Below are 14,853 nucleotides of genomic sequence, written 5' to 3'. Positions count from 1 at the left end.
TAATTTAGTTTGGCCTTATTGTCGTGATACGGTTGCACACTTTATAAAATAGTTTGTAATTTAGCCTGCAAATTGAATTTTAAATTAAATGAGAATATTAGTCATTCAGCAAAAAAGAATTGGAGATGTATTAACCAGTACGATAATCTGTAACAACCTTAAAACAAAGTTTCCGGAAGCCGCAATTGATTATATGTGCTATCCCAATTCTGTTGATGTACTAAAAGAAAATCCAAATATTGACACTATTATTCCATTGACGAATAAGGTCAGAAAATCTATTCCTTCTTTATTTAAATTTATTTTTCAGATTCGAAGAAAAAAATACGATGCTGTTATTGATGTATACTCTAAATTAGAGACCAATCTGATCACCTTATTTTCCGGAGCAAAGTATAAAGTTTCGTATCGTAAATGGTATACTAAAATATTCTATAACTATACATACGAACGTTTTGATGCTATCGAATCCGAGCACGGGCTGGCCATTGAAAACAGATTACTACTTCTTAAACCTTTTATTTCTGAAAAAATCACAGATGTAAAACCAAAGATTTTCCTGAAAGACTCCGAAATTGAAGAAGCCAAAAAACTTCTGAATAAATACAACATCCATACCGAAGAGAATCCGCTGATTATGTTTGGAATTTTAGGAAGCGAAGTCTACAAAACGTATCCTTTGGAAGGAATGGCAAAAATCATTGATTTTACGGTGGCCAAAACCAATGCCAAAATTATCTTTAATTATATTCCGGATCAGAAAGACCTGGCCCTGGAAGTCTATAATTATTGTAGTGAAGCGACCAAAAAACACATCATTTTTGATTTGTACTGTACTGAATTACGTCCGTTTCTGTCGTTACTTTCACAATGTGATATGCTGATCGGAAATGAAGGCGGTGCCGTAAATATGGCGAAGGCCCTTGACATTCCTACCTTTTCTATTTTTACGCCATCCGTACGAAAAGAAACATGGCAATTATTTGAAAACGAAGCCAAACACGCTTCTATTCACCTTAAAGATTTAAAACCGGAAATATACGAGCAGCATACCGAGCAATACATCAAAGAGCATACTTTTGAATATTATGCTGAATATCCTTTAGCGCTTATGCTTGAAAAACTGGAGACTTATTTTCAGGAATATAAAAATGGAGAACAGTAAAAATCATTAGATGAATACTACTGAAAAGCAAAAGTTATCCGTTTTGATTATTACTCTCAACGAAGAATTGCATATAAAATCACTACTGGAGGATATCGATTTTGCTGACGAAATAATTGTAGTAGACTCATATAGTACTGATCAGACCGTGCCTATAATTGCCTCTTTTAAAAACGTCCGTTTAATTCAGCATCAATTCATTAATTACACTTCACAGCGCAATTTTGCATTAGATCAGGCCAGTAACGAATGGATATTATTTATTGATGCCGATGAGCGTTTAACACCCGATCTGAAAACTGAAATTATCGCTACAATCAATACTAAAAGTCCGGACAATGCTTATTTAATCTATCGTACTTTTATGTTCAAAAACAGGAAATTGCGCTTTAGTGGCTGGCAGACCGATAAAATTTTCAGGCTTTTTAACAAAACCAAATGCCGTTATACCGAGGACAGAATGGTTCATGAGAAGCTGATTGTAGATGGCCCGATTTCTATTTTAAAAAACAAATTGATTCATTTTTCGTATTCGAATTACGAGGATTATAAAAAGAAAATGTATCAATACGGCATTTTGAAGGCCAGTGAAAAGCTAAAAAAAGGACAGCAATCATCCCGTTTACTGATGATTTTCCATCCTGTTTATACATTCCTGTATCAGTTTTTAATTCGTCTTGGATTTTTAGACGGTCTGAAAGGAGTTACCATCTGCTATTTAAATGCTTATAGTATTTTTATTCGTTACAAGGAATTACAAAAACTCACTACTTCTTCCAGAATTTAAGTTTCTTTTTCAAGCGCTTTTTTCTGTAGAATTGTTCCTGAAAATCAGCTGTATATTTCCATAACGTATCAAATGTTTTTTGCTCCGATTCTCCGTACAATTTAGCATATTCATTACTCATGACAGCCACCATTTCTTTTACGGGGGTCAGACGGCAGAGATTTTTCATTCGCATTTCAAAGCTCATAGTATCATGAAACTCCATTCTGTTCAGATCAACCAGAAAAAAATCATAGGTGTCTTCTGTGATTTTTTTAATTAAGGTATTTCCGGGTGAATGATCCAGGAACTCAATTCCTTTTTCATGAAGATGAAAACTAAATCGGGTAAATTGCCTTAATATATTTTCATGATCCGGATAATCCGGAATTTCAACCAGTTCGCGATAGGTTAATTCTGTTACTAAATGTTCACTCACATAATAACTGTCTCTAAGCCCAAGCCAGTTGAAATTTTCAAGAAATGCGATAGGCTGCGGAGTTCCGATGCCCTTTTCGAGCAAAATCGTAGCATATTCAAAAGAGCGTCTTGCTTTTGATTTTCTAAAATACTTATACGCTACTTTATTGATTAGATTTGGAATTTTAAACGACTTTATATTGATCGTTTTATGATTGAATTCAAATAGTTTTATAATATTACGTTGTCCATTACCAAAGATCGTTCCTGAGGTATTAAATGCTTCAATAATAGCAAGTATCGATGTAGTTTCGTCAGCAAAAATCGGATTTATTTTAAAATTCATTAGGTCTGGTTATAAACGAACAAAAGTACGTATACAATTTAATTCTTCAAATTAATATTGTATTTTCGTAAAAAAAAAATAATGCCACATCACAAGAGTGTTTTTTTAGAAACTCATAATATCAATAACAGAGCGGGCGGTTTAGGAACTTTTAACTACGAGTTAATCAAGGGTTTGTCAGCATTGAATTTTGAAAATATGAAGTTAACACTCAATGCGAAAGATGTAAAACTTCTTGAACGTGAATTTGGCGAAAAATTCAATTATAACAAATATACGAGTTTATCCAGATTAGGCTTCTTCAGAACGCGTACAAAATATGATTTATGGCATTCTGTAAATCAAAATACAAAGGTTGAACCTTTTCATTGTAATAAATACCTGCTTACGGTTCACGATATCCATTTTATAGAAGAAGGGTCTAGCGATTACAATCAGCAATTAAGTAAACTTTTTGAAGCTAAATTAAAAAAGGCATCTGCAATTACGTATATCTCTGAATTTGCAAAAAAACAAACGCATGAGTTTTTTGATGTGCCCAATGTTTCCGAATGTGTTATTTATAATGGTAATCCAATTTCCGCGCTTTTAAATACGGATATGTATGTACCCAATGTTCCTGTAGACAAACCTTTTTTCTATACCATTGGGGATTTTATAGAGCGAAAAAATTATGAATCCATTATCACCATGATGAAATTGATTAAAGATTTCAATTTAATCATATCCGGAAACAACAATAAAAAATACGGCGAAGAAATTAAAAAAATGATTGTCGCTAATGGCTTATCGAATCAGGTATTTTTAACGGGAAAAGTATCTGATGAAGGCAAGCAATTTTACATGAAAAACTGTACTGCTTTTCTTTTTCCATCCATTCGCGAAGGTTTTGGCCTTCCTCCTATTGAAGCCATGAGTTTTGGAAAGCCTACATTTTTGTCAGACCGCACCTCTCTTCCCGAAATTGGCGGAAGCGAATCTAATTACTGGACCAATTTTGATCCGGAATACATGAAAAACATTTTGTTTACAGGTTTAGAAGAGCATGAAAACAATAAAGCTGAAAAAGAAACTCTAATCAAAAAAAGAGCTGCAAGTTTTAACTGGGAAACAGCTGCTGCCGAATATTTTAATATTTACAAAAAAATATTATACTAAGATTTTTGCAATACTGGTGCGATTTTTGCGTTTCGAAAAAAGAAGCAAAATAAAAGTTCAAACAAAATCACAATCCACCTTTTATTGTTAAATTTTTCTTAATTTCGCGTCGTCGTTTCAACAAATCTACATTATGCACATAACCTTAATAAGCCTTGATAATTGGGGATTCAATAATCATATCGCTACTGCCTTAAAAAAACAGGGCCATAATGTACATCACATTAATTTTAACAAATACGAGTATAAATATTCCAGTATACTTTACAGAGTTTACAATTTTTTCCTGAAAACATTCCTTAAGAAAAATCTTAAAACCATATATTTCGGTAAAAAAATAATCGAAAACCTAAAAGAAATTGATAAAATACAGGATGTAATCGTCGTTATCAAAGGAGATTTTATTGATCCTAAAAGTGTAGCAGAATTAAAGAATTACGGAAAAAAAACAATCGCTTATTTTAATGACAACACCAATCGATGTCCGAAAATAATTCGTGTGATTCCACATTTTGATGAAGTTTATTCTTTTGAAAAAGAGGACTGCAAAAAATACAATTTAAAATTCGGAACCAACTGGATTTACAACTCGACCTGTGTCAAAAACGACAAGCCATTTGAATATCAGGTTTTTAATATTATATCACAGGATAAAAGGCTTTCTATACTTTCCAAAATTGCACGCGATTTAAAAGCAAAAAATATTAGTCACAAATTTTTTGTGTATAACAAGAAGTTTCAGAGAAGGACCTCAACGATTGAATTTATTACCAATCATATTCCATTATCAGAAATAAACGAATACATCAACCGCTCCCAGGTTTTACTTGATATCAACCGAAAAAAACAAATTGGATTAACATTCAGGGTATTTGAAAGTATAGGGCTTCAGAAAAAGTTAATTACTACCAATTCAGATATTGTAAATTACGATTTTTACAATCCGAATAACATTTTGGTAATTGATGAAAAAAATCCGGATATTCCCGTTTCCTTTTTCGAAAAAGAATATCAAAAAATACCTGAAGAAATTTTTAATAAATACACTTTAGAGGGCTGGATTGAAAATGTAGTTTATAATAATATCTCCAAATAACTATGTCACAAAATATATATATCATCTGTCCTCCCAAAAAAGCTACCGGAGGACCGGAAGCATTGCATCAGTTGGGTTATATTCTGAATACACTGGGATATGACGCAAAAATGTTATACACCAAATATAAAAAAGATCCTGTTCACCCTTTTTACAAAAATTACAATGTTCCTTATGTAAGAAGAATAAAAGACAGCGCGGATAATGTGATCATCATACCGGAATCAATGACCAATCTTATTGCTAAATATCCTTTGTCGGAGAAAAAAGTATGGTGGTTAAGCCTTGATTTTTATGAAGTTCTGATGAACAGCAGAGAAAAGAAGAAAAACTGGATCAGAAAGATTTTTGTTCCTTACAAACATACCGAATATCGTTTTGAGCCTAACAAAACAGTTACACACTGGTACCAGTCCCAGAGAACCAAAGAGTTTTTACTGACCAAAAAACTGGACAATGAAATCGCTTACTTATGCGACTATGTTACGGAACTTTTCTTTGACGATCTTCCTGAGACGTTTACGAAAGAAAATATCATTACCTACAATCCTAAAAAAGGACTGGACAAAATCGAAAAATACATGGAACTTCTTCCGCAATACCAATGGATCCCCTTATCCGGTATGACGAGAGAGGAAATGAGAGATACGCTACGAAAAACCAAACTGCATATTGATTTTGGTTATTTTCCCGGCCGCGATAAAATCCCAAGGGAAGGACTTGTTTCAGGCGTTTGCCTATTGACAGGACGTGATGGAACCTCAGCATTTAAAGAAGATCTGGGAATACCCGAAAAATACAAATTACATGCCGATGACAGGCAGGCTAAAAAAGTAACCGAATTAATTAATCATACTATGAATAATTATGAAGAAGTCTTTCAGGAATTTTCAGTTTTCAGAACGTTTGTGATGAATGAAAAAAGCAGGATGATTGAAGATGTAAAACAACTTTTTAATAAAAACTAACTTAAATACTATGTTTGTAAGTGTTGTAATGATTACCTATAATCACTCGGCGTATATTAAGCAGGCCATAGAAAGTATCTTGTCTCAGAAAACTGATTTTGAATTTGAACTTGTGATTTCTAATGACAAGTCAACGGATGATACAGATGCCATTATTAAAGAAACAATTGCCAGCAATCCTAACGGACATAAGGTAAAGTATTATAATAACGAGACTAATCTCGGAATGATGCCTAATTCTGTTGCTGCCCTTGAGAAAGCTTCAGGAAAATATATCGCTTTATGCGAAGGGGATGATTACTGGTGCGACGATCAAAAATTAAGTCTACAGGTTGATTTTTTAGAAGCCAATCCTGATTTTAGCATTTGCTTTCATAACGTGTATTTACTAACAGATACCGAAATGAAAGAAGACAACCCGAGAAAGAGAATTCCGGAAGTTTCAACCATTAAGGATCTTGCCAAAAACAATTATATCCACACCCCAAGTGTTGTGTATCGCAACAATCTTTTTGGTGAATTGCCACAGTACTTCAGTGAAGCCCCTATAGGCGATTACTTTCTGCACATGCTGAATGCACAACATGGAAAAATAAAATACATCGATAAACTGATGTCTGTTTATCGTATTCATAACACCTCCTACTGGTCTTCGAAAAAAGATGCCGAACAAAGAGTGATCATGATCAATTTCCTTACGAAACTGAAAACCTATTTTGATGCTGACGTCCAAAAAATATTAAACAAGCAGATCTTAAAGATCCGATCTAAGGATGCTTCGTTTTTTGAAAAACTAAACTATAAAATAAAGGCTCTGTTGCAATAACAGAGCCTTTATTTTTTATTTTGGATACATCACATTTCATAGTAACAGAAACCTTAGAACTCCAGTTTTTTAGCAGGAACGCCAAAAACAGTAGTGCCTTCTTTTACATTTTTAATGACCAGACTTGATGCCCCGACAGTAGCTCCTTTACGAACAATTACATGCGGTAAAATAGTAGCCCTGGTATTTAGGAGCACTTCCTCTTCCAATACGACGAAACCGCCTGTAAAGCTATAAGCGCTTAAATGCGACCATTTATCGATCCTTGTATCGTGTCCTAAGCCTACATAACCCTGTATGGTCACAAAATCGCCAATAGTACAGTCGTTACTGATATTAGAGTTCATGAAAACAATCAGACCCGTACCCACAACAGCGTTTGTATTTAAAGTCGTTGAGGGATGAATTAAATTAATAAACTGGGCTCCTTTATTTAAAATGAGCTCTGTATAATGCTTTTTCCATTTGATACTGCCTAAGGCACAAACGAAAACGTCATTTTCTACAATTGTATAATCTTCAACTGATCCAATAATTTCAGGATAATTTTCAAAACCTGCTAAAGCATCTGTTTTATCATCCAAAAAACCCTTAACAACATATTCTATATTGAATCCGGCACATTGTATGGCCAGATCGTATACTTCACGTCCAAAACCCCTTGCTCCTATTATGATTAAATTCTTCATTAGTCCACTATTAAATTACAGGCGGCCCAGGAATATCCGACACCAAATCCCGCCAGTATCAAATTTCTGCAGTGCGCTACTTTTCCTTGTTTCTGAGCTTCATATAAGGCGATCGGAATTGTGGAAGAAACCGTATTTCCGCACTCTTCCATAGCGATAAAGAATTTCTCTTCGGGGATTTTTATTTTTTTTCTTAAATGATTCAGCATGTATTTATTCGCCTGATGAAAAACAAATAAGTCAATATCTTCTTTCATTAAATTTGACTTTTCTAAAATGGCCTCTGTCAGCTGTGGAACAAATTCACCGGTGAAATTGAAAATCTCAGTTCCGTTCATAAACAGGTTTTTATCATTTCGGACATTTCCAAATTCATCCACAATATCTTCATTTTTATCCGAAACCGGAAAACGCATTCCGCCTTGTTTTACAATCAGGTTTTCAGCACCTTTCCCATCCGTTCCGAAAACAAAATTGCTTAGTGTACAAAATCCTTTTTCACTGCTAATTAAAGTTGCAGCGGCGGCGTCACCAAAAATAGTTTTATTGCTTTTGTCTTTGGGATGAATAAATTTTGAGTAGGTTTCTGAAGTGATCAGCAATACATTTTTTGCCATTTCTCCGGCAATCAGTCCTTTGGCCAGGCTTAAGCCATAGACAAAACCGGAACATCCTAAATTAAAATCCAAGGCGCCAATTGTAGTTTCGAGGCCTAATTTTTCCTGAATGATACAAGCCGTCGTTGGCAGAAAATAATCCGGGCTTTGCGTACAGAACAATAAAAAATCAATTTCTGATCTGTCGATGTTATGTTCAGCGAATAATTTTTCGGCAGCTTTAACGCCCATATCAGATGAAAACTCATCCTTGGCACTGATATGTCGGGCATTGATTCCGGTTTTTGCACTGATCTTTTCAATACCCCATTCCGGAAATTCCTGATTTATCAGATCATTTGTCAACACTGATTCAGGTAAATAATACGAAATGGCTTTTATATTGGCTTTCATTGTAAATTTATATCGTTGAAGTTCTTCCTCCGTCTAAAACTATATTTTGTCCCGTGATCCAGCTGCTGGCTTCCGCCAATAAAAACACAATCGGATTGGCCACCTGAACAGGGTCACCATATCCCAAAGGATATTTTTTTTCATCCTGCTGAATGACTTCCAAAGATAAATCTTCAATAGACCTGGCGGTTATTTCTGTTTTTACCATTCCGGGTGACACACAATTTACGCGGATTTTACTGTTGGCAAATTCGCTTGCCCAAACTTTTGAAATTGCAATTAAAGCCCCTTTTCCGGCGGCATAAATTCCGTTTCCTTTCATTCCGAACAAACCTGCGATCGACGATACCAAAACAATGGAACTTCCTTTGTTTATTTTTTTCTTTTTGAAAATCAGATTTACCAGATATACAATCGAGTCAAAATTTATCGATCTCATTTCGTTCATTAACTCTTCCGTGTAGAATTTAACCGGTGCCAGGGATACAATTCCAGCCGAATGCACAATTCCGTCGATATTTTCAATCGTGTCTACAATAGCCTTAATATCTTCCATTTTAGATAAGTCGGCAGCGATAAAACTATTTTCAGTTCCGCATTCTTCAATTAATTTTTCGAGAAAATCCTGGCGTCTTGCGATCGCTATAAAGGTTCCTCCCTGTCTGGCTATTGCAAGACAGGTTTCGTAACCAATGCCTGAAGAAGCTCCCGTTACTAGTATTTTTTTTCCTGATAAATCAAATGGATTCATTATATATCGTTTAATTCTTTTTTATTAAAATAGTCATAGAATTTTAAAATCCTAAACTCTTCATCACCGAATATGGGTGAACTGTCTTTAAAATACTCCAGATTGGTCTGAATATTTTCGACTATTTTTTTGTCTTCATTCAAAACCAAATCCAGTGATTCGTTGGAACTGTTGTTAATGAAATCAATAATATTCTGTTGCGATTCGCTTAGTTCTTTTTCGAATTTAGGAGCGAAATAACGCACTCTTAAATTGGTTTTTGAAGGTGATTCGGGAAACATAAATCCAAAATAAAATCCTTTTCCTTCCACCGAACTTATAAAAGCATTGGGATAACTGTAAAAATGCAGATAACCCTGCGTTTTGAAAGTTCTGTCGGCTAATGATTTTTCTATGATTTTATTTGGCTTTACATCATCTCCTTTTGGAAATTCACACCAGCTGTGTGCCTCAAAAAAGTCAAACTTTTCAGGGGCTACCGATCCGAATCCCATTTTTGCAAATGAATTTTCGTGAACCGAAGTACAGTGGTAACATTCCAAAACATTTTCTACCAAAAGTTTCCAGTTCACTTTATGCTCAATCGTATAATCGATGGTTTTGGCACCAAAATGCTGACTGATTTCTGCTAAAGGCGTAAATACGTTTCCTAAATAATCGTTTAAACTTCTGTCTAGCTGATCGTTTAATTTTATGAAAACAAAATCACCGCAATAATCAAGTTCATATTCTTTTAGCCTTAATGCACTGATATTATCTTTTTCGAATGAATTTCGGCACATTAATCCAATTACATTTCCCTTTTTGCCATAAGTCCAGTTATGGTACAAACAGGAAGAAACCCTGTTTCCGTAAGGTTCCTCATGGATGGTATTAAACCTGTGCAGACAAACATTCTGAAAAGATTTGAGAGTACCGTTATAGTTTTGGATAAATATCTTATTTCCAAAATACTCTAAAGTAACAAAATCATTGTTGTTTGCCAGTTCATTCTTATGCGCAACTAATATCCAGGACTCCTTAAAAAACAAAGATTTTTCTTTTAGAAAAACGGTTTCATCTATGTAATTTAAATTTTTTATCATAGTTCAATTAAATCTGAAATTACAGCATTATTCAGTGTTATTTTTGCTGTTCCCCAGGATAAACCTACTCCGAATCCGCAAAGGATTAAATCCTGAGCAGCGTTGTTCAGCTTGTCTTGTAAAGCTGTTACGATGGTTAACGGAATGGTTGTAGAAGAGGTGTTTCCGAATTCTTTTAATGAATAAGGTACTTTTTCGACAGGTAATTTTAATTTTTTAACGATCATTTTATTCATCATTAAATTGGCCTGATGAAAGACAAAATGATCAATTGTTTCCTTATCGATCTCAAACTTTTCAATCAGTTTATTGACCGTTTTCGGGGCCTGTGATATTCCGAAGCTAAAAACGTCCATTCCGTCCAGGATCAGCTGGCAGGCATTTCTTTCGATTCCGGGTGAAATCGTATGATACGTTAATGAATCCGCATTAATTCTGTTTCTTGATCCTCCGTCGTTTACAATTATGGTTTTGTAACCGGAACCATCAGTACCTAAGTCAAAAAGTAAATCCGCTGCATTTTCATCAAATTCAAATGCAGTAGCACTTCCTCCGTCTCCGAAAAGCGGAACAGTGCTTTTATCTGATTTAGAAAGTAGTTTACTGCTCGTATCTCCGGCCAGAAGCAATCCCTTTTTTAAACCGGTTGCTTTCATCATACCGGCTATTATCGACATTCCGTACACATATCCTGAACATCCTAAAGGAACATCAAAAGCGATACAGTTGGTCGACAATCCTAATCTGTCCTGAAGTATGGCTGCAGAAACGGGTAAAATATAATCGGCCGTCTGTGAAACAAAAACCAAAATCTCTATTTCCTCTTTTTGCCAGTTCAGGTCTTTGATTAATTTTTCAGCAGCTTCAGCGCACAAATCAGAAGTACAGATTTCTTTGGTTGCAATACGTCTTTCTTCCACTCCGGTTGCATCAATAAATCTCTGAATTTCTTCCTCTGTCAATATATCTAAATCAATATTGCGCTCCAGATTTTTTGGAACGCAACACGATATACCTTTTATTGCAATATTATTTACTGAAAAAGTAGCCATTTCAATTACCCTTTATTTTTTATTATTTCGAAGATATCATTTAATGAATTTGAAGATTTAATATCATCTCCGGTAAGTTTTACTGAATATTCTTCATCAGCCATAGCAATCAGTGACAAAGCTGTCAGCGAATCCCATTCTTCCAAATCTCTAAAAACAGTTTCTTGTTTTATTAATGTTGCATCCGTATCATCTAAAAGATCTGCAAAATTTTGCAAAAAAGTGTTGATTTCCATAGTATTCCTAAATTTATTTTGTTTTTATTCTATTTCTGATTTTTATAAAAACCCAAAAGGGAAGTTATTTATTTATCCCGCGAAAACCATTCCTAAAAACTTGTTTTTCAAAGCATCAGGCCTACCCGATAATGCTTGTGTTTTTTATAATTTCCGCTTATGCTGATAAATCACCATTCTTTTGTTATTTTTACCTCGCAAATATAACAATAGTTTACCCTTAAAAGGTTAATTAAACTTACTAAATACATAATTAAATGATTCCAGTAACCAAAACTTTTCTGCCTCCACAAGAAGAATACAATTCTTATGTAAAACGGGCGTGGGATAAAGTTTGGCTCACAAATCGCGGTGAACTAACCATAGAATTAGAAGATAAACTTAAAAATTATCTGAATGTTCCTCATATTACCATTACTAATAACGGTACCATACCTTTACAAATTGCCTTAAAACTATTTGGTAAAGGCGGAGAAATCATCACAACCCCTTTTTCGTATGTGGCCACTTCGGCTGCTATTGTGTGGGAAAATTGCACTCCCGTTTTTGTCGATATCCATCCGGATTACCTGACGATAGACGAAACCAAAATTGAAGCGGCCATTACTTCCAAAACTACGGCAATTCTGGCAACTCACGTTTTTGGAAATCCATGTGCTATTGAAGCTATCGCCGCTATCGCTGAAAAATACAATCTGAAAGTGATTTATGATGCCGCACATTGTTTTGGGGTAACTTATAATAACGAATCGATATTTCAATTTGGAGATGTAAGCACCTGCAGCTTTCATGCCACGAAATTATTTCATACCGGAGAAGGCGGTGCCATGTTTTGTAAGGATGAAGAAACACAAAATACTTTATTTTACAGTCATAATTTCGGACATAACGGCCCCTTGGCTTTTCACGGGCTTGGCATCAATGCTAAAATCTCAGAACTGCAGTCGGCTATGGGACTGGCTCTTTTCCCGTATATGGAGCATATTATTACAGAAAGAAAAAAGGTAACTGATTTTTACAATGCCAATTTGAATTTCAAAAACCTTAAAAGCATAAAAATCAGGGAAAATACGGAATGGAATTACAGCTATTACCCGGTAATTTTTGAATCTGAAGCGATTTTGTTAAAAGTTCAGGAAGCACTGGCAAAGGAAAACATACAGCCAAGGCGTTATTTTTATCCTTCTTTAAACACCATACCTTACACCCATGGTGCCGAAATGCCGGTATCAGAATCTATCGCTTCAAGAGTAGTTTGCCTGCCCTTATATGTTGGGCTTTCTACCCTTGATTTAGAAAAAATTACTGCTATTATCAATACACTAACCTCTTAAAAACACCAAACCATTAAGTTGTTATTAAAATAAAATTTTGCTATTATGAGTCAGGATATCAATCAGGAAATCATCAACGCTTACGAAGTGATTAAGGAAGGCGGAATCATTCTTTACCCTACAGATACCGTTTGGGGAATTGGTTGTGATGCGACAAACCCGGAAGCGGTTGCCAAAATATACAAACTCAAACAACGTGCGGAAACACAAAGCATGATTGTATTGATGAATGGTGAAAAAATGATGTACAACGTCTTTAAAAACATTCCTGAAGTTGCCTGGCAGCTTTTGGATTTATCCGAAAAACCCACTACATTAATTTTGGACGAACCCAGAAATGTGGCTCCGAATATCATTGCAGCCGATAATTCACTTGGTATACGTTTGGTAAAAGAACCTTTTTGCTTCAAATTATTAGAACGAATGAAAAAGCCACTGGTTTCCACTTCAGCAAATATTTCAGGCCAGCCCACTCCTATGGCTTTCAAGGATATCAATCCTGAAATTGTAAAAGGTGTTGATTACGTCGTAAAACTAAATCAGGATAAAGTCGCCGGAAAACCATCGACTATTATCAAATTAACGAATGATTCCCAGGTGAAAGTGATTCGGAAGTAAGTTTTTTGTTTCAGGTTTGAAGTTTCAAGTTTCAGGTTTCAGGTTTGAAGTTAACCCATTGGAATTTGGAATTTGCATAAATTGGAATTTCAAACTTAGCACCTTTGCAACTCTGAACCTTTGCCACTCTGAACCTTTGCACCTTAAAAAACCTAAACCGTTTTCAAACTTTCCACTAGCCAGTCAATGTCTTCTTTGGTATTGTAATGGCTAAATGAAATTCGAAGATTCGGTAATTTTAAATCTTCCTCGGAAAGCATTTCTTTCAGAACATGTGAAGGTTTTATACTTCCGGACTGGCAGGCACTTCCTCTGGAAACCGCTATCCCTTTCATATCCAGGCTAAATAAAAGCATTGACGTCTTATCCGAAGAAAAAGGAAGAATGATATTGATGATGTTATAGAAATCTTCTTTTTTACCATTTATTCTAAAACCCGGAAAATGAATTTCAAGCTGATCGATAAGATAGGTTTTCAAATCCGAAATGTAGTTTCTTTCCTGATCCAGATTATCGTATGAAAGCGACAGGGCTTTTGCCATTCCGGCAATCTGATGCACCGCTTCCGTTCCTGCACGAAGTCCTTTTTCCTGTTCTCCACCAAATATAAGCGGCTGCAAACCTGTATTTTTTCGAATAAAAGCAAAACCAACTCCTTTTGGCCCGTGAAACTTATGCGCACTGGCTACAATAAAGTCAACGGAGGTCTTTTGCAGGTCAATTTCTGTTTTCCCGACAGATTGTACCGTATCAGAGTGAAATAAGGCGTTATACTGTCTGCAAATAACCGCTACCCTGTCCAGATCGAGAATGGTTCCGGTTTCGTTATTGACATGCATTAAACTCACAATTGTTTTTTTCTCCTGAGCCAGCAAATTCGACAGATGTGTCAAATCAATTGTTCCGTCAGGGTGTATATTCACATAATCTACCTGAATATTATAATCGGATTGTAAAGCCAGGACGGTATACAAAACAGCATGATGTTCTGTTTTAGCCGTAATAATGCGTTCTATTTTCAGGTCTTCTACTGCTGAACGAAGAATCCAGTTATCAGCTTCTGTTCCACCGGAAGTAAAAATAATTTCCTGCGCCGTGCAATTTAAATGTTTCGCAATACTTTTTCTGGAAAGTTCCAGAATAGTCTTTCCGTTTCGTCCAAAACTGTGGGTAGAAGAAGGATTACCAAAATCCTCTGTCATCACTTTTGTAATTTCCTGAATCACTTCAGGACGCATGGCAGTGGTAGAGGCGTTATCGAGATATACTTTTTTCATTACGGCAAAGTTATGAAATATCAATTGTGAATTCTTAAATATCAATTGCCAAATTT

Annotated in this window: 16 protein-coding genes; 8 read left to right on the top strand and 8 right to left on the bottom strand. The window is 35.2% G+C overall.

Annotated elements, in window-relative coordinates:
* The first annotated feature begins 88 nt into the window (after window positions 1-88).
* Together GJU43_RS11365 and GJU43_RS11360 are read left to right on the top strand one after the other, a co-directional pair.
* Window positions 89-1,165 (top strand): glycosyltransferase family 9 protein, encoded by a 1,077-nt coding sequence (locus GJU43_RS11365; RefSeq protein WP_154340875.1) that lies wholly within the window; start codon window positions 89-91, stop codon window positions 1,163-1,165.
* Window positions 1,166-1,175: 10 nt separating this feature from the next.
* Window positions 1,176-1,952 carry a glycosyltransferase family 2 protein gene (locus GJU43_RS11360; protein WP_154340874.1) on the top strand — a complete coding sequence of 259 codons (777 nt, stop codon included), beginning with the start codon at window positions 1,176-1,178 and terminating at the stop codon, window positions 1,950-1,952.
* Here the strand turns inward: GJU43_RS11360 and GJU43_RS11355 are convergent.
* Window positions 1,933-2,697: a lipopolysaccharide kinase InaA family protein gene (locus tag GJU43_RS11355; protein WP_154340873.1), complete on the bottom strand. Its 765-nt coding sequence runs from the start codon at window positions 2,695-2,697 to the stop codon at window positions 1,933-1,935. The genes GJU43_RS11360 and GJU43_RS11355 overlap by 20 nt on opposite strands.
* An 81-nt stretch (window positions 2,698-2,778) precedes the next feature.
* On the opposite strand from GJU43_RS11355, the gene GJU43_RS11350 reads away from it, so the two are divergent.
* The 4 genes from GJU43_RS11350 (at window position 2,779) to GJU43_RS11335 (ending at window position 6,745) form a co-directional block, all read left to right on the top strand.
* Window positions 2,779-3,855: a glycosyltransferase family 1 protein gene (locus GJU43_RS11350; RefSeq protein WP_154340872.1), complete on the top strand. Its 1,077-nt coding sequence runs from the start codon at window positions 2,779-2,781 to the stop codon at window positions 3,853-3,855.
* A 133-nt stretch (window positions 3,856-3,988) separates the two neighbouring features.
* The gene (locus GJU43_RS11345; RefSeq protein ID WP_154340871.1) at window positions 3,989-4,951 is read left to right on the top strand and encodes a hypothetical protein; all 963 of its coding nucleotides are present in this window, start codon (window positions 3,989-3,991) and stop codon (window positions 4,949-4,951) included.
* Window positions 4,952-4,953: 2 nt separating this feature from the next.
* Window positions 4,954-5,919, top strand: coding sequence for a hypothetical protein (locus GJU43_RS11340; RefSeq protein WP_154340870.1), 966 nt, complete (start codon window positions 4,954-4,956; stop codon window positions 5,917-5,919).
* A gap of 10 nt (window positions 5,920-5,929) precedes the next feature.
* The gene (locus GJU43_RS11335) at window positions 5,930-6,745 is read left to right on the top strand and encodes a glycosyltransferase (RefSeq protein ID WP_154340869.1); all 816 of its coding nucleotides are present in this window, start codon (window positions 5,930-5,932) and stop codon (window positions 6,743-6,745) included.
* Between the two features lie 53 nt (window positions 6,746-6,798).
* Here GJU43_RS11335 and GJU43_RS11330 read toward each other — a convergent pair whose 3' ends face one another.
* The 6 genes from GJU43_RS11330 to GJU43_RS11305 are packed head-to-tail and all read right to left on the bottom strand — an operon-like array spanning window position 6,799 to window position 11,568.
* Window positions 6,799-7,434: a sialic acid O-acetyltransferase gene (locus GJU43_RS11330; RefSeq protein WP_154340868.1), complete on the bottom strand. Its 636-nt coding sequence runs from the start codon at window positions 7,432-7,434 to the stop codon at window positions 6,799-6,801.
* Window positions 7,434-8,444 (bottom strand): ketoacyl-ACP synthase III, encoded by a 1,011-nt coding sequence (locus tag GJU43_RS11325; protein ID WP_154340867.1) that lies wholly within the window; start codon window positions 8,442-8,444, stop codon window positions 7,434-7,436. The genes GJU43_RS11330 and GJU43_RS11325 overlap by 1 nt, the downstream gene beginning before the upstream one ends.
* 7 nt (window positions 8,445-8,451) lie before the next feature.
* On the bottom strand, window positions 8,452-9,195 hold the full coding sequence (locus GJU43_RS11320) for an SDR family NAD(P)-dependent oxidoreductase (protein WP_154340866.1): 744 nt from the start codon (window positions 9,193-9,195) through the stop codon (window positions 8,452-8,454).
* A complete protein-coding gene (locus tag GJU43_RS11315) occupies window positions 9,195-10,280 on the bottom strand; it encodes an aromatic ring-hydroxylating dioxygenase subunit alpha (RefSeq protein WP_154340865.1) in 1,086 nt (361 codons plus the stop codon). The genes GJU43_RS11320 and GJU43_RS11315 overlap by 1 nt, the downstream gene beginning before the upstream one ends.
* Complete coding sequence (locus tag GJU43_RS11310) at window positions 10,277-11,332, bottom strand: 3-oxoacyl-ACP synthase III family protein (RefSeq protein ID WP_154340864.1); 1,056 nt, start codon at window positions 11,330-11,332, stop codon at window positions 10,277-10,279. The genes GJU43_RS11315 and GJU43_RS11310 overlap by 4 nt, the downstream gene beginning before the upstream one ends.
* Window positions 11,333-11,337: 5 nt before the next feature.
* Window positions 11,338-11,568, bottom strand: coding sequence for a phosphopantetheine-binding protein (locus tag GJU43_RS11305; protein WP_127337161.1), 231 nt, complete (start codon window positions 11,566-11,568; stop codon window positions 11,338-11,340).
* A gap of 257 nt (window positions 11,569-11,825) precedes the next feature.
* Between GJU43_RS11305 and GJU43_RS11300 the strand changes: the two genes are divergently transcribed.
* Together GJU43_RS11300 and GJU43_RS11295 are read left to right on the top strand one after the other, a co-directional pair.
* Window positions 11,826-12,902, top strand: a complete 1,077-nt coding sequence (locus GJU43_RS11300; RefSeq protein WP_154340863.1) for a DegT/DnrJ/EryC1/StrS aminotransferase family protein — start codon at window positions 11,826-11,828, stop codon at window positions 12,900-12,902.
* A gap of 45 nt (window positions 12,903-12,947) precedes the next feature.
* Window positions 12,948-13,520: an L-threonylcarbamoyladenylate synthase gene (locus GJU43_RS11295; protein WP_154340862.1), complete on the top strand. Its 573-nt coding sequence runs from the start codon at window positions 12,948-12,950 to the stop codon at window positions 13,518-13,520.
* 152 nt (window positions 13,521-13,672) lie between these two features.
* Here the strand turns inward: GJU43_RS11295 and GJU43_RS11290 are convergent, their stop codons facing one another.
* The gene (locus GJU43_RS11290; RefSeq protein WP_154340861.1) at window positions 13,673-14,797 is read right to left on the bottom strand and encodes a cysteine desulfurase family protein; all 1,125 of its coding nucleotides are present in this window, start codon (window positions 14,795-14,797) and stop codon (window positions 13,673-13,675) included.
* Window positions 14,798-14,853: the final 56 nt, after the last annotated feature.

Source organism: Flavobacterium sp. LC2016-23, assembly GCF_009674775.1.
Classification (GTDB): domain Bacteria; phylum Bacteroidota; class Bacteroidia; order Flavobacteriales; family Flavobacteriaceae; genus Flavobacterium.
This window is presented reverse-complemented; position numbering and strand designations above follow the sequence as displayed.

Excerpts from the sequence above, each read along its gene's own strand:
- GJU43_RS11365 (WP_154340875.1), top strand. The coding sequence starts at position 89 with ATGAGAATATTAGTCATTCAGCAAAAAAGAATTGGAGATGTATTAACC.
- GJU43_RS11360 (WP_154340874.1), top strand. The coding sequence starts at position 1,176 with ATGAATACTACTGAAAAGCAAAAGTTATCCGTTTTGATTATTACTCTC.
- GJU43_RS11355 (WP_154340873.1), bottom strand. The coding sequence starts at position 2,697 with ATGAATTTTAAAATAAATCCGATTTTTGCTGACGAAACTACATCGATA.
- GJU43_RS11350 (WP_154340872.1), top strand. The coding sequence starts at position 2,779 with ATGCCACATCACAAGAGTGTTTTTTTAGAAACTCATAATATCAATAAC.
- GJU43_RS11345 (WP_154340871.1), top strand. The coding sequence starts at position 3,989 with ATGCACATAACCTTAATAAGCCTTGATAATTGGGGATTCAATAATCAT.
- GJU43_RS11340 (WP_154340870.1), top strand. The coding sequence starts at position 4,954 with ATGTCACAAAATATATATATCATCTGTCCTCCCAAAAAAGCTACCGGA.
- GJU43_RS11335 (WP_154340869.1), top strand. The coding sequence starts at position 5,930 with ATGTTTGTAAGTGTTGTAATGATTACCTATAATCACTCGGCGTATATT.
- GJU43_RS11330 (WP_154340868.1), bottom strand. The coding sequence starts at position 7,434 with ATGAAGAATTTAATCATAATAGGAGCAAGGGGTTTTGGACGTGAAGTA.
- GJU43_RS11325 (WP_154340867.1), bottom strand. The coding sequence starts at position 8,444 with ATGAAAGCCAATATAAAAGCCATTTCGTATTATTTACCTGAATCAGTG.
- GJU43_RS11320 (WP_154340866.1), bottom strand. The coding sequence starts at position 9,195 with ATGAATCCATTTGATTTATCAGGAAAAAAAATACTAGTAACGGGAGCT.
- GJU43_RS11315 (WP_154340865.1), bottom strand. The coding sequence starts at position 10,280 with ATGATAAAAAATTTAAATTACATAGATGAAACCGTTTTTCTAAAAGAA.
- GJU43_RS11310 (WP_154340864.1), bottom strand. The coding sequence starts at position 11,332 with ATGGCTACTTTTTCAGTAAATAATATTGCAATAAAAGGTATATCGTGT.
- GJU43_RS11305 (WP_127337161.1), bottom strand. The coding sequence starts at position 11,568 with ATGGAAATCAACACTTTTTTGCAAAATTTTGCAGATCTTTTAGATGAT.
- GJU43_RS11300 (WP_154340863.1), top strand. The coding sequence starts at position 11,826 with ATGATTCCAGTAACCAAAACTTTTCTGCCTCCACAAGAAGAATACAAT.
- GJU43_RS11295 (WP_154340862.1), top strand. The coding sequence starts at position 12,948 with ATGAGTCAGGATATCAATCAGGAAATCATCAACGCTTACGAAGTGATT.
- GJU43_RS11290 (WP_154340861.1), bottom strand. The coding sequence starts at position 14,797 with ATGAAAAAAGTATATCTCGATAACGCCTCTACCACTGCCATGCGTCCT.